This is a genomic window from Fervidobacterium sp. 2310opik-2, from assembly GCF_011057735.1.
In the GTDB taxonomy this organism is placed as follows: domain Bacteria; phylum Thermotogota; class Thermotogae; order Thermotogales; family Fervidobacteriaceae; genus Fervidobacterium; species Fervidobacterium nodosum.
The window spans coordinates 1-14,265 of the sequence record NZ_LNGG01000011.1 but is presented as its reverse complement, the minus strand read 5'-3'; the positions used below and the strand labels follow the sequence as shown (position 1 = coordinate 14,265).

The following is a 14,265-nucleotide window of genomic DNA, read 5'->3' as shown; positions in this document are numbered from 1 at the left end:
ATTTTAGTAAAAAGTTGATAAATTAATTAAATACTTGTAGGTATATTTGGAGGTGTTTATAGTGAAGAAATTTTATATTACGACTCCTATTTATTATGTTAATGCTGAGCCACATATCGGTAGTTCCTATACTACTATCATAGGAGATATTTTAGCCAGATATAAGAGATTAATGGGCTATGAAGTGTTTTATTTGACGGGTACAGATGAACATGGGCAAAAAATAGCTCAGGCCGCGAGAGAAAAAGGACTCGAACCAAAAGAATTATGTGATACACTTGCAGAGAAGTTTAAAGAATTGTGGAAGGATCTCGGAATAACGAATGATTACTTCATTCGAACAACGGATGAAAATCATGAGAAAACAGTTCAATATTTTGTTTCTAAGATGATGGAAAACGGGGATATTTATAAAGGTATATATGAAGGTTGGTATTGTGTACCGTGTGAAACTTATTGGAACGAGGAAGAACTTGAACACGATGAACATGGTCATAACATCTGTCCTTCTTGTAAAAGAGAAGTTAACCTCATAAGAGAAGAAAATTATTTTTTCAGGTTATCGAAGTACAACGACGCATTGTTAAAACATTTCCAAGAAAATCCAGATTTTGTTGAGCCAGATTTCAGGCGCAATGAAATGCTTAAAATCCTCGAATCTGGATTGAAAGATTTGTCAATAACAAGAACAACATTAAAGTGGGGCATACCGATGCCAAATGACCCAGAACATGTAATTTATGTCTGGGTTGATGCTTTGATAAATTATGTTTCAGCAATTGGTTATCCTAATGACATGGATAAATTTAACAAATGGTGGCCTGCGGATGTGCACCTTATAGGTAAAGAAATAAATAGATTCCACAGCCTCATTTGGCCTGCTATGCTTATGTCAGTTGGTTTACCATTGCCAAAGAAAGTATTTGCTCATGGATGGTTAACTGTAAACGGTCAAAAAATTAGTAAATCACTTGGCAACGCAATAGATCCAAGAGAGTACGTAAGAAAATATGGAAATGATGTTGTCAGATATTACCTTGTAAGGGACATAGTTTTTGGTAAAGATGGAGATTTTTCCGAAGAGAACCTAATTAAAAGACTCAATTCTGACCTTGCTAACGATTATGGAAACCTTTTACACAGAACACTTGCTATGATTCAGAAACATTTTGATTCTGTTATACCCGGTGTAGGTAATCTTGAAGAAATAGATAAGAAATTAATAGAAGACTATGATTTAGTGAAAAATAAATTTATAGAACTTATGGATTCTTACAAGATAACAGATGCACTTGAAGTATTATGGCAATTCATTTCGCAACTTAACAAATACTTTGATGAAACAAAACCTTGGGTACTAGCAAAAGAAGGGAATAAGGAAAGACTTGGCACGGTTCTAAGTCTTGTAACTGAGAGTATTTTCAAGGTAGCAACCCTTGTTTCACCAGTCATGCCAGATTCTTCATTGGAAGTTTATAAAAGGCTCTCAGTTAATGAAAAGTTTGATGAAAAATTCCTCTCTGGTTGGAATATAATTAAAGGAAATAAGATAATTCATGGCGAGCCTCTATTCAAAAAATTTGAGAAATCTGAGAGAAAAGAAGAAGAGAAGACTGATAAGAAACAGGAGGTAAAAGGTATGGACCAGAAAGTTACAGAAAAACAAGAAAATGTTGTTACTATGGAAGAATTAATAGATATTGATACATTCAAAAAAATTGATTTAAGAGTTGCTAAGGTAATTGAAGCGGAGAGAGTAGAAAAGTCAGAAAAGCTTGTAAAATTACAACTTGATCTTGGCGAACTTGGACATAGGCAAATTGTCGCTGGAATTGCGAAATACTACACACCAGAACAATTGGTTGGTAGGTTAATAGTAGTTGTCGCAAATCTCAAACCAGCAAAATTGATGGGGATTGAATCAAGAGGTATGCTCCTTGCTGCCAAAAAAGATGATAAGTTAACACTTTTAACGGTGTCTTCTGAAATAGAACCTGGAGCAAAGATTTCATAAAAGATTTCATAATATACTTATGAAATATTTGAAATTTAATTTAGTTGTTTAATTATTCGATTAACACAAGGAGGTTTTCGTAAGTGGATAAGAACTTTGAAAGTGAAATTAACAATGAAATAAAATCGAATGAACAAAATAACGTCTTTGAGCGCGTTCTTGAGGATGAGCTTGTAAAATCATATTTAAGCTATTCCATGAGCGTTATAATTGGTCGTGCCATTCCAGATGTCAGGGATGGTTTAAAACCTGTTCAAAGAAGAATTATTTATTCGATGTATGAACTAGGCTTATTCCACAATAAACCATTTAAAAAGACAGCACGTATTGTTGGTGAGGTTATGGGTAAGTACCATCCTCACGGTGATTCTTCTATATATGAAGCGTTAGTTAGAATGGCACAACCATGGTTGATGAGATATTCATTAGTTGAAGGTCAAGGTAACTTTGGTTCTATTGACCGTGACCCACCAGCTGCTATGCGTTACACGGAAGCAAGATTACACAAAATAGCCGAAGAAATGGTCGAGGATATTGATAAACAAACAGTTAAAATGCTCGATAACTTCGATGGAAGTTTGCAAGAACCGGACGTATTACCGGCGAAGGTACCTAACCTTCTTTTGAATGGTGCTAGTGGAATTGCAGTTGGTATGGCCACGAACATACCGACTCATAACTTAAATGATGTAGTTGATGCCACGATTGCTTATATAAAGAATCGTGATATATCTGTGGAAGAGTTAATTGATATAATAAAAGGTCCTGATTTTCCAACAGGTGGAATAATAATAGGAAAATCTGGAATAAGGGAAATGTATATCACCGGTAAAGGTGGATTCACAATCAGAGGTAAAGCAGAAATAAAACATGAAAAGAAGAAAAAAAGCATTATTATAACAGAAATACCTTACGGTATTAGTAAGGCGGAACTGATAAAACAAATCGCTGATTACTTGCAAGAAGAAGAAATACCCGTAAAAGATTTAAGAGATGAGAGCGACAAAGATGGTTTAAGAGTTGTTATTGAATTTCCAGAAGATGTGAAAGAAGAAGTTATACTGAATAATCTTTACCAAAAGACGAACTTGCAAACAAGATTTAATGCGAATTTCTTAGTCATAGATGGCGACAAGCAACCAAGGTTAATGAACCTAAAACAACTTATAGAAGCTTACGTTAAGCACAGATTTGAAGTAGTCAGGAAGCGAACTCAATATGCATATCAACAAGATTCTAAACGTGCGCATATAGTTGAAGGATTAATAAAGGCTTCTAAAGCCATAGATACTGTTGTAAGTATAATTCGAAGCTCAAAAGACTCTTCTGAAGCACTTTCACAACTTGTCGATATACTACAAATGAGTGAAGAGCAAGCAAAGGCTGTTCTTGACATGAGACTTGGAAGATTAACTAACTTAGAAACTCAAAACTTACAACAAGAATACAGAGACCTTCTAGTTAGACTTGAGAAAGAAAAAGAACTTCTTATGAACGACGATAAAGTATACGAAGTAATAATTGAGGAGCTTGAAGAAATTAAGAAAAAATATGGTGACCCAAGAAAAACTGAAATTACAGATCTCGAAGAGACCGCGACAAAATTTGATAAGAAAGATCTCATACCAAACAAGGATATCGTTATAACACTTACGAAAAAAGGGTTCCTAAAACTTATGGATATAGATGCTTTCAGAACTCAAAGGAGAAATGGGAAAGGTGTAATTGGAGCAAATTTAATGGAAGATGATATAATATCGCAAATAATTTACAGTAAACTCCATAGTAAGACACTATTTTTCACTTCTCTTGGTAAAGTGTACGAGATAGAAAATCTAGATATTGAAGAAAGCAACAGAGGAACCAAAGGTAAACCGATAAATAAATACATAAAACTTGAAAATGGAGAAAGAGTATTAGCTATGGTCGATATAACCGATTACGTTGGAGAACTATTCTTTGTAACCAAAAAAGGTGTTGTTAAACGTACAAGTCTTGAGGATTTTAAAAACATAACATCGAAAGGTATCAGAGCAATTACATTTAAAGACGGTGACGAACTTGTCTCTGTTTTAAGAATAAATTCCGAAAGTAACACTGTGCTTATTTCAACGAAGCTTGGTATGAGTATAAGATTTGGAATAGAAGAAGTCAGAACTATGGGAAGAAATGCTGCAGGTGTGAGGGGTATAAGATTACGTGAAGGTGATGAAGTTATATCATCAACTGTGCTTGAAAATGATAATGGTTATATTTTAACGATTACAGAAAACGGGTACGGAAAACTTACAGAAGTTAGTGATTACAGAAAACAATCAAGAGACGGTCTTGGAATTAAAAACATAGGTGAGATAGAAAAAACAGGTCCAATAGTAGGAGTAGCTTATGTAAATGGCGATGAAGAAATTGTGCTATTCACAAAAGATGGTGCAAGTATAAAGTTCAAGGTATCCGATATACCAACCAGGAGTAGAACTGCGCAGGGAGTAAAGGTTATGAATTTAGCTGATGGTGATATTGTTGCAGATTTCGCCGTAATTGGTGGTGAGGAATAATTTGTACAGAGAAATAGACCACAAGGCGGATTTATTTTACGAAATTGTGGCAGAAAATGTTGACGAGCTTTTAAGTGATATTGTAAAGATACTTCTTGAAAACAGCTCGGAAAAATATTCTGAAAATAAAAATATATTATTAATAGAATGTTTGAAAAATTTTACTAAAAAATGTTATAATATAGACGTAACTAATGTAAACACTAACAACGAATTTTTAGATTGGTTATTTGATACCGTGAATGAGATAATATCTCTTATTGATAGTGGATTTTATCCATTCAAAACTGAGCAAGGTTGTGTTTATTTTTGTGAAAGAAGAATAAATCTTGCCATAAAGGCTTTAACTTATCATAATCTCAGTATGAAATACCATGAAGGTAAATTATACGTTAGGATGGTGTTTGATGTATGAGGGAATTAACTGAAAGGCAGAAACTCATATATGATTTTATAAAAGACTATATGATAATGAAGGGGTATGCTCCATCAATACGTGATATATCTCGTCATTTTAAAATGACACCACGCGGTGCGCAGTTACATCTTATCGCGCTTGAAAAAAAAGGTTACATAAAACGCGGTAAAGGTCCAAGGACTATTTCACTTTTGGATAGGAAGGAAAGTATAGTTGTTCCCGTGAAGGGGAAAATAGCAGCTGGGCAAGCTATCGAAATGTTTGAACAAATTGATGAAGAAATAGAAGTGCCATTGGCTATGCTTAAAGGTTATGGTGAGTATTTTGCTTTAAAAGTACAAGGTGATAGTATGATAAATGCTCACATTTTAGATGGTGATTATGTGGTAATAAAAAGACAGTATAGTGCGGAAAATAATTCCATAGTCGCAGCTGTTGTAGAAGATAAAATAACACTTAAAAGATTGGTATTAAAAGATGATCATATAGAACTGATTCCAGAAAACGATGCATATCAACCTATTGTATGTGAGCCAAAGAAAGTAAGAATCATCGGAAAAATGGTAGGACTTATAAGAATTTTTAGATAGATTAAAATTATGGAGGGCAGATTATGAAAAAATCATTATTAGAAAACGACATAATTAAATTTGAAATGCCTGAAGAAATTGACTTAGTGAACTCACAAGAGATTAAAAAAACTGTTTACGAGGAATCTATTGAAAAAGGGTATAAAAAAGTTATCCTTGACTTTTCTAAAACCAGATACATAGATAGTACAGGTCTTGGAATAATCGTTGCAATTCATAAGCAGACACTTATGAATGCAGGCGCTTTGGTTTTAATTAACTTTGATTCGAATATAAGAAACCTTTTAAAAATGACTTCGCTTGACAGAATATTCAATATCTTTGACAGCGAAAAAGAGGCAATTGAATTTCTAAATAAATAGAAACTCTTACATTAAAAATGGGAGGTATGTTTTATGTACGCATTTACTGAGCAATTTGGTGTTGTTGTAGTATCTCTCAATAGCGATGTTTCAATGCAGAATGCTGTTGCTATTCGCAACTGGGTTGTTGATAATTTAATAAAGAAAGGAAAAGCAAAGATTGTTTTTGACTTAACAAATGTTCCTTTAGTTGATAGTTTTGGACTTGGTACATTTGTCAGTCTCCACAAAACGGCTTTATCTTCTGGTGGGGCTATTGCGTTTGCTTGCGCGAATGAAAATGTAAAAAAATTGCTTTCTATGACTGCACTTGATAAGGTTATTAAAAATTATAATTCCGTTATGGAAGCGGTAAATAGTTTAAAATAAGTTGGTGATTGATTGATGAAGGTAGCAATAGGAAGTGACCATGCGGCTTTTGAACTCAAAGAAAAGGTTAAAGAGTACCTTAGAAACAAAGGAATAGAAGTTATAGACTGTGGTACATATTCAATAGAAAGTGTTGATTATCCTGATTACGCTAAGAAAGTTGCCGAAAAAGTGAAAAGCAAAGAATGTCACTTTGGAATATTGATGTGTGGTACAGGCATTGGAATGTCTATTGCTGCAAACAAAATAAAAGGAATAAGAGCAGCTCTGTGTCTATTCCCAGATATGGCGACTTATGCTCGAAAACACAACGATGCGAATGTTTTAGTTTTGCCAGGTCGTTTGATGGGTATAGAGCTAGCAAAGTGGACAGTTGATGCCTTTTTAGACTCTTCATTTGAAGGCGGAAGACATGAAAGAAGGGTAAAAAAGATTGAAGAACTTGAAGAGTGATATGTTTTTCTGTGCACAGTTGAATGATGCTTTCGTACCAAAAAAAGAGATAGACAACGGAAAATTTATAAGAAATCCAGAAAGGCCTTCAAGATTGAAACTTGTGTATGAATTTTTGAAAAAAAATTATCCGGAAGTTCAACCGTTGGGATTTTCGGAAAGTGTTCTTTACCTTGCTCATGAGGAAGATTACATTGAATATATTAAACGAAAGTCTTCAGAGGTAACCCAAGAATATATTCCAGAAGTATTTTTTGTTGATAAGATATTTGACACAGGTACACCTATTAATAAAGAAACCTACAAAGCGGCTTTTGGGGCGGTTGAGACAGTTTTAAGCGCATTAGAATATTCTTTATCGAATAAAGTGATTGTATATGCTCTTACAAGACCTCCAGGTCATCATGCTATGAAAAAGTATGGTGGTGGTTATTGTTACTTCAATAACGTGGCTATCGCTGCAAAATATCTTGAAGAAAAAGGTATGCGTGTCGCGATTTTAGATTTAGATTTTCATCATGGAAATGGGACTCAAGATATTTTTTACGACGATCCAAACGTCTTGTATGTTTCAATTCACGGTGATCCGAGACAATTTTATCCATGGTACAGCGGTTATGAAAACGAAATAGGTATTGGAAATGCTGAAGGTACAAACTTGAATATTCCACTTCCTGGAGGAACAACTTTTGAAGTATATAAAAAAGCTTTGGATTTGGCATATAATAAAATTCTTGACTATAAGCCAGACTTCTTTATACTTTCGTTAGGAACGGACACGCACATCAATGATCCTGTTGGACATTTTTCTCTTGTTGATAAGGACTATAAAGAAATAGGATTAAGAATATCTAAATTAATTGAAAAGATTGGTAATGGGATAATAGTACACGAAGGTGGTTACAATAGATTATCGAACCTTTCCGCGGTGAAAAATTTTCTTGAGGGATTGAAATAAGAATTAAGAAATAAGAACAAAGACAGGAGGTTTCACTATGTCCTTAAAAGAAAAAATTCTAAGTGATATGAAAGAAGCTATGAAAAATAAAGATGAACTTCGATTGAGAGTCTTAAGATCTATAAAAACTGCCATAGGTTACTTTGAAGTTGAGGGGGAGAAAAGAGAAGCTACAGACGAAGACATACAAAAGATTATACTTAAAGAAATCAAAAAAAGGCAAGAATCTATAGAAGCGTACAGACAAGCAGGAAGAGAAGACCTTGCAAATTCTGAGCAAGAAGAATTAAACGTGCTTCAAGAGTATGCTCCAAAAATGCTTTCGAAAGAAGAAATTCAAGAAATAGTTAAACAAATAATTCAAGAGCTTGGAGCAACAAAAAATGACTTCGGAAAAGTAATGAAAGAAGCAATGACAAGATTAAAAGGTTCCGCAGATGGGAAAATTGTTAATGAGGTTGTCAAGGAGATGCTTTCGTGAGTCTTTTGAAAAAAAATAAGATAAAAATTTACCCCATTTTTTTACCGAACGCTGGTTGCAGAACACGTTGCGTGTTCTGTAATCAGTATGTTATGACTGGTGAAAAAAACCCAAATTTGGAATTTATTGAGAATTTAAACATAGAAGAAAAAATTGATGAGATAGCTTTTTATGGTGGGACTTTTACTGGATTACCAAAAGAAACGATGATAAAACTTCTTTCTATAAAACCTGACATACCAAAAAGAATCTCTACAAGGCCGGATTGTATAAGCGATGAGATTATTCATCTGTTGAAACAAATGAATGTGAAAGTGATTGAATTAGGAATTGAAAGTCTTGATGACGAAGTGCTAAACGTTTCGAAACGTGGTTATAATTCAGAAGATGCTATAAATGCAGTAAAGTTAATCAACAACCAATTTTTATTGATAGCCCATTTAATGGTTGGTTTGCCACAAGACAACAAAGAGAAAGACTTGGATACTATTAAAAATTTATTGAATATAGGTGTAAAAATTTTTAGAATTCATCCAACGATAGTTTTTAAAAATACCGAACTTGAGCGAATGTTCTTATCTGGGGAATACGAGCCGATAAGTTTAGAAGATGCTGTTGATATTGTAAGCGAGATGGTTATGTTGGTTGAAGCAAATGGTGGTCAAGTTGTCAGAATAGGTTATCACATACCTGAAAGTCAAAAAAAATTTATTGTTGCTGGACCATATCACCCGTCTTTTGGTGATATGGTAAGATCAAGAATAGTTAGAAAAATAATAGAAAAACTTGATGTTAAATCTGTAGAATACAATAAAAAGTATGAAGCTTGGTTCAATTCACATGGAAATAAATTTTTGAGTGTATATAGAAAAATTGTTGATGAAGATAGAATAACTTTCGATGGAATTGATTATAAAGTTGCGATTGAAAGATACCTAACCAGTAAATGAACTAACTAAACGTTGGGTTAGAAACAGAGGTGATAATGTGGAAATTAAGGAAATTGTATTTTGGAGTATTTTTTTAACAATAGCGATTTTACTGTTTACTGGTCAAGTGGTTTTGAACGTGCAGGAGAATGTTAAGCCAAGTACTATATCTGAAAAAATCGAATATCTTCCAGATATAACCAAGAAAAATGAAAAAGCCATTTTGGTTTATGAAAACATAGGTTTTTCAGAAAAGCTTAGGGAATTATCCAAAAAAGGCATAACTTATGGGCTGGGTGAATACTCAGGTCCATCATTTAACGAAGATGCATTAAAAGATAGTGCTATTCAAATAGCATATCAAGAAATAATAAAAAAACTTGATGAAAGAAAAGAAAAAATTAAGCAATCAATTAAAATGGAAGATAAAACTAATGAAGAAGAGTTATTAAAAATCGTTGACGAGATTTTCTCTCGGCTCTATCAGTTTATACCCGAAGATAATTCTCTTGCGATTATCTATAGAATTTGGAAAGAAGATAAAAAAGAAGTCTTATCATATTATGTTTTAGCTATATTTGATACTGAATATGCTTTTTCACTTATTAATTCAATCTTTCAAGACGAGATCTCAAAATTTGAAGAGTATGGTATAAAGTTTGAAAAGCTTTGGAGTTTGATGTATGGGGAAAGCAAGGAAAAGTGAGTAACAAAAAACTAAAATTGGCGGAGGCGGTGGGACTCGAACCCACAAGGGCTGTGAAGCCCACCGATTTTCGAGACCGGCTCCTTAGCCATTCGGACACGCCTCCGACCAAAGTGTTAAGATAAAATATTCAGAAATTCAAAAATTTTCAAAATGATTATAGCATAAGCTGTACATTTTTCAAGAGATGAGGCGATTCAATTATGGGTGAAAATATGGAAAATAAGGTTAAATTAATGGTTGTTGAGGACGATAAAAAACTTAGAAGACTTCTTGAGATAGAACTCGAACATGTGGGGTACTCTGTAGTATCCTTTGAAAGTGGTCTTGATGCAATAGAAGAGTTTAAAAATGAAAACCCTGAGCTTGTAATACTCGACATCATGCTTCCAGATATGGATGGCTACGAAGTAGCACAAAACCTTAGGAAATTGAAACCAGATGTGCTTATACTAATGTTAACAGCTTTGGGGATGAAAAAAGACAAGCTCGCTGGATTTGAAGCTGGTGCGGATGATTATTTAACAAAACCTTTTGACAACGAAGAACTGTTAGCAAGGATAAAAGCATTACTTAGGAGAAAAAATATTTCGATTTCACAGCCTATAAAATTTGGAAGCCTTGAGATATACGAAAATCAAAGAACAGTAATTTACAACGGGAAAAACGTTGATTTAAGCAAAACTGAATTTGATTTATTGCTGTACTTGGCAAAAAATAAAGATAGAGTTGTTAGTAAAGAAGAGATACTAGATGCAGTTTGGGGAATAGATTACTACGGTTCCGACAATACTGTTGAAGTCTATGTCAATTATATTAGGAAAAAATTATCTCCGGAACTTATTAAAACAATACGTGGTGTTGGGTATAAATTGGTTGGTGAAAAAATTGAAACTAACGACTAAGCTCTCATTTTTTAACACATTAGCGACTATTATAATTGTTGGTACAGTACTTTTGGGAATATACAGGTATTTTACATTTGTTGCTACAAGAAACATAATAAACGATATGGGTAATGTTGAACGCTCTGTTGTAATCATGTATTCACCATTTGGACCACATTACGTTGTTACAAGATGGGATTTATATGTGGCAGAAACTGAAGAAAAATCAGTAATTAACGATCCATATGGTATAGGTTTTATAGATGCTGAAGGTTTTCAAAAAATTTTTGATAGGTATTTTTATTTTGTAAAATACAAAAATCTCGTTTTAGGAAGAGATGTAACATCAACTATGAAATTTCTTTATTCAATAAGAAGTATATTTATATTCGCAGTAATTTTTATAGCTATCTCTGTGTTTATGTCAACTTATTTTCTTTCAAGAAGAAATGTAAAAGATTTAAAAGATTTTATATCTGAAATTGAAAAACTTGGTGGTACAGATTTAGCTTATAGAGTGCAAGTTAAACCAAAAAGTTTTGAGGTTGAAGAATTAGTTGAGAAGTTCAACGATTTAATGGAAAGAATAGAGCGGGAATATAAGGCACAAGAAACCTTTGTATCTGCTGTGTCACATGAGTTGAGAACACCTATTGCGAATCTGCTTGGATACGTAAGTATGTTAAAACGTTGGGGAACTGATGATAAAGAAATACTCGAAGAAGCCATAGGAGCAATAGAAGAAAGTAGTAAAGAGATAAAAGAAATAATAGAGAATATGCTTTTACTTGCTAAGGTAAGTACCTTAACGCAAGAAAAGATTATTTTAGAAGATTTTGTGAGTGATATTATTACTCATCGATTTAAGGGGAAAAATGTAAGTGTTGAAGGCAGAGGAGTAATTGTTTCTAACAGAGAAGGGCTTGGAATAATATTAACAATACTTCTTAACAATGCTTTTACTCATGGTGCGCCACCTGTTGTGGTTAGTATTTCGAACGATAGAATAGATATCAAAAATCATGGTGAAAAAATTCCAGAAGAAGAGATTCATAAAATCTTTGACAGATTTTACAAAGGCAAAAACTCAAATGGTACGGGTCTTGGACTGTACATAGCGAAAGAAATTGCGATAAAACTTGGGTTGAAAATAGAGGTTGTAAGTAACGATGAATTTACCGTATTTTCAATAGTAAAGAATCGAGGTGATGAAAAATGAGAATAGAAGGCTTAGGTGGAATAGGCGTGAATCCTTATGTTTATCAAAATGCAAATGTTAAAAGGTCGGAAGCAAATCCACAAATTCAGCAAGCGCAGGCACAAGTTCAGCATTCAAGTGATATGATGCTTAAACTATTAGAGTTTGCGTTCTACAAGCAAAATGCGATGAACCTAAAACTTGTAAGAATCGCAGGCGAACTTTACCAAGGGAAGAATTTTGATGCATTAGCTTAAATTACTTGAATTACTTGAAAAAACAAAGCACCGTGTGGTTTAACCCACACGGTGCTTTTTTATTCATTGAAGGGTAATTATTTCAATAATCCTTTTTGCTTAAGAAAGTCTGTCAATATTTGGTCAAGTGTTGGTTCACCAATTTCCTGGAGTTCGTATCTTACTCTAACTGCTGGTTTGTTGATGTGCATAACTCTTCTAAGGTCAATAGGTGTTCCTATGATAACAACTTCCGCGTCTGATTTATTGATAGTCTCTTCAAGTTCTTTGATTTGTTTTTCGCCGTATCCCATTGCTGGAAGGATAACATCAAGGTGGCTGTATTTCTTGTATGTTTCAACAATTGAGCCAACTGCAAATGGTCTTGGGTCAATTATTTCTCTTGCTCCAAATCTCTTTGCGGCAACGTAACCTGCTCCGTACCTCATTTCACCGTGTGTTAGGGTTGGACCATCTTCGACAACAAGAACTTTTTTACCTCTAATCATTGCTGGGTCGTCGACAAATATTGGCGATGCTGCATCAACAACGATAGCATTTGGATTCCATTTGGCGATATTCTTTCTGACAGTTTCTATATCTTCTCTGTTAGCTGTTTCTTCTTTGTTTATTACTATAACATCTGCCATGAGTAAGTTTGCCATACCTGGATAATAGGAAATTTCATGACCTGGTCTGTGAGGATCAACAACAACAATTTGTAAATCGGACTTATAGAATGGGAAGTCGTTATTTCCACCATCCCAGAGAATTACATCTGGATTTTCAGCTTCAGCGGATCTTAAGATTGCTTCGTAATCTACACCGGCGTAAATAACACTCTTTCTGTCGATATGTGGTTCGTATTCTTCACGTTCTTCGATTGTACAGTTGTGTTTGTCCAAATCGGAGTAATCAGCAAATCTTTGGACTTTTTGTGCAACTAAATCACCGTATGGCATTGGATGTCTTATTGATATAACTTTTAAACCTTTACTTCTAAGTATGTCAAGTACTCTTCTCGTTGTTTGGCTCTTTCCACAACCTGTTCTAATTGCACAAACTGAGACAACTGGTTTTGTTGATTCAACAGTTGTCGCTTTTGGTCCCATAAGTTTGAAGTCTGCACCTGTTGCAAGCGCTATTGCTGCTCTTTCCATAACATATTGATGTGGCAAATCGCTATAGGCAAGAATAACTTCATCTACATCGTATTTCTTAACAAGTTCTGGAAGTTTTGCTTCGTCTTCGATAGGAATTCCATTTGGATAAAGTGGACCAGCAAGTTCAGCTGGATATACTCTCCCTGCTATATCTGGTATTTGTGTTGCTGTAAAAGCGACAACTTCGTAATCTTCGTTGTTTCTAAAGAATGTGTTGAAGTTGTGAAAATCTCTTCCGGCGGCTCCCAAAATAATAACTCTTCTCCTTCTTTTTTCCATCTCTTACACCTCCTAATGTTTATAACGTCAAGCAGTTTTGGCCTAAAATTTTACCTAGAATAATATACAACAACTTCTCTTACATTTCAATCTTTACAATATCTAGAAAATAAAAAGTAAGAATAATAACGATAAACATATCATTTTTTGCTTTAGTATGCTTAAGTATGGTAGTTTTTGCATTTTTATGGAAACTATTCCAAAGTATTGTTTACTTTGAATAAATTTGTAGTATAATAATACTGGTTTGAAAATGCGGCTTTTCTGATTTAGAATACGAAGTTGAAACCACTAAAAGATGCTGTTAACTAGTAGTGATGATGGAAGCTAAAGCTGTAATCATCTCATTTTCGTTCTCATATAACTTGCATAGGTTCCTTACTACACAAAAACCATTTACATAGTACCGTATGTTGCTAAATTTCTTGAAGCTCCTTTTCGCCCTAACAAACATCTTAAATAACGAAAATTTCGATTCACATTCGTTGTTTTTACCTAGTCTTACTTCTCTGTGCTCAACATTATCAAAATTTAGTTTTACTGCTATCTCGTACGCTTTTAGTCCATCGGTTATTAACTCTATTTGTGTGTTTTGTTTTCTTTGACTAAAGTATTTATCTAACAATATCTTAACTTGTGACATATCACGATATCTTGATACATGCCA

At 33.8% G+C, this 14,265-nt stretch carries 16 protein-coding genes and 1 tRNA gene; 14 read left to right on the top strand and 3 right to left on the bottom strand.

Annotated elements, in window-relative coordinates:
* Positions 1-61: 61 nt before the first annotated feature.
* From metG to AS161_RS04975, 11 genes are all read left to right on the top strand, one after another.
* Positions 62-2,014, top strand: coding sequence for a methionine--tRNA ligase (metG, locus tag AS161_RS05025; protein WP_011993966.1), 1,953 nt, complete (start codon positions 62-64; stop codon positions 2,012-2,014).
* 107 nt (positions 2,015-2,121) lie between these two features.
* A complete protein-coding gene (gene gyrA, locus AS161_RS05020) occupies positions 2,122-4,569 on the top strand; it encodes a DNA gyrase subunit A (protein ID WP_274376826.1) in 2,448 nt (815 codons plus the stop codon).
* 1 nt (position 4,570) lies between these two features.
* Entirely contained in the window at positions 4,571-4,984 is a 414-nt protein-coding gene (locus AS161_RS05015; RefSeq protein ID WP_011993964.1) for an archease, read from the top strand.
* Positions 4,981-5,577, top strand: a complete 597-nt coding sequence (gene lexA, locus AS161_RS05010; protein ID WP_011993963.1) for a transcriptional repressor LexA — start codon at positions 4,981-4,983, stop codon at positions 5,575-5,577. The genes AS161_RS05015 and lexA overlap by 4 nt, the downstream gene beginning before the upstream one ends.
* A 23-nt stretch (positions 5,578-5,600) precedes the next feature.
* A complete protein-coding gene (locus tag AS161_RS05005) occupies positions 5,601-5,939 on the top strand; it encodes an STAS domain-containing protein (protein ID WP_011993962.1) in 339 nt (112 codons plus the stop codon).
* A 33-nt stretch (positions 5,940-5,972) separates the two neighbouring features.
* Entirely contained in the window at positions 5,973-6,308 is a 336-nt protein-coding gene (locus tag AS161_RS05000; protein ID WP_164542014.1) for an STAS domain-containing protein, read from the top strand.
* Positions 6,309-6,323: 15 nt separating this feature from the next.
* The gene (rpiB, locus tag AS161_RS04995) at positions 6,324-6,761 is read left to right on the top strand and encodes a ribose 5-phosphate isomerase B (RefSeq protein WP_011993960.1); all 438 of its coding nucleotides are present in this window, start codon (positions 6,324-6,326) and stop codon (positions 6,759-6,761) included.
* Positions 6,742-7,719 (top strand): histone deacetylase family protein, encoded by a 978-nt coding sequence (locus AS161_RS04990; protein WP_011993959.1) that lies wholly within the window; start codon positions 6,742-6,744, stop codon positions 7,717-7,719. Before rpiB ends, AS161_RS04990 begins: the two co-directional genes overlap by 20 nt.
* Positions 7,720-7,756: 37 nt before the next feature.
* Positions 7,757-8,200 (top strand): GatB/YqeY domain-containing protein, encoded by a 444-nt coding sequence (locus AS161_RS04985; protein WP_164542013.1) that lies wholly within the window; start codon positions 7,757-7,759, stop codon positions 8,198-8,200.
* Positions 8,197-9,150 (top strand): radical SAM protein, encoded by a 954-nt coding sequence (locus AS161_RS04980; RefSeq protein WP_164542012.1) that lies wholly within the window; start codon positions 8,197-8,199, stop codon positions 9,148-9,150. The genes AS161_RS04985 and AS161_RS04980 overlap by 4 nt, the downstream gene beginning before the upstream one ends.
* A gap of 37 nt (positions 9,151-9,187) precedes the next feature.
* Positions 9,188-9,835: a hypothetical protein gene (locus tag AS161_RS04975; protein WP_164542011.1), complete on the top strand. Its 648-nt coding sequence runs from the start codon at positions 9,188-9,190 to the stop codon at positions 9,833-9,835.
* A gap of 18 nt (positions 9,836-9,853) precedes the next feature.
* On the opposite strand, the gene AS161_RS04970 is transcribed toward AS161_RS04975, so the two are convergent.
* Positions 9,854-9,941, bottom strand: a tRNA-Ser gene (locus tag AS161_RS04970).
* Between the two features lie 97 nt (positions 9,942-10,038).
* Here AS161_RS04970 and AS161_RS04965 point away from each other — a divergent pair.
* The 3 genes from AS161_RS04965 to AS161_RS04955 are packed head-to-tail and all read left to right on the top strand — an operon-like array spanning position 10,039 to position 12,177.
* Entirely contained in the window at positions 10,039-10,740 is a 702-nt protein-coding gene (locus AS161_RS04965) for a response regulator transcription factor (protein ID WP_238374616.1), read from the top strand.
* Complete coding sequence (locus AS161_RS04960; RefSeq protein ID WP_164542063.1) at positions 10,715-11,941, top strand: HAMP domain-containing sensor histidine kinase; 1,227 nt, start codon at positions 10,715-10,717, stop codon at positions 11,939-11,941. The genes AS161_RS04965 and AS161_RS04960 overlap by 26 nt, the downstream gene beginning before the upstream one ends.
* Positions 11,938-12,177 (top strand): hypothetical protein, encoded by a 240-nt coding sequence (locus AS161_RS04955; RefSeq protein WP_164542010.1) that lies wholly within the window; start codon positions 11,938-11,940, stop codon positions 12,175-12,177. The genes AS161_RS04960 and AS161_RS04955 overlap by 4 nt, the downstream gene beginning before the upstream one ends.
* A gap of 77 nt (positions 12,178-12,254) precedes the next feature.
* Here AS161_RS04955 and AS161_RS04950 read toward each other — a convergent pair whose 3' ends face one another.
* Entirely contained in the window at positions 12,255-13,598 is a 1,344-nt protein-coding gene (locus AS161_RS04950) for a cyclic 2,3-diphosphoglycerate synthase (protein WP_164542009.1), read from the bottom strand.
* Between the two features lie 304 nt (positions 13,599-13,902).
* A partial coding sequence (locus AS161_RS09230; RefSeq protein ID WP_206518780.1) for a DDE-type integrase/transposase/recombinase occupies positions 13,903-14,265 on the bottom strand: 363 nt, incomplete at its 5' end.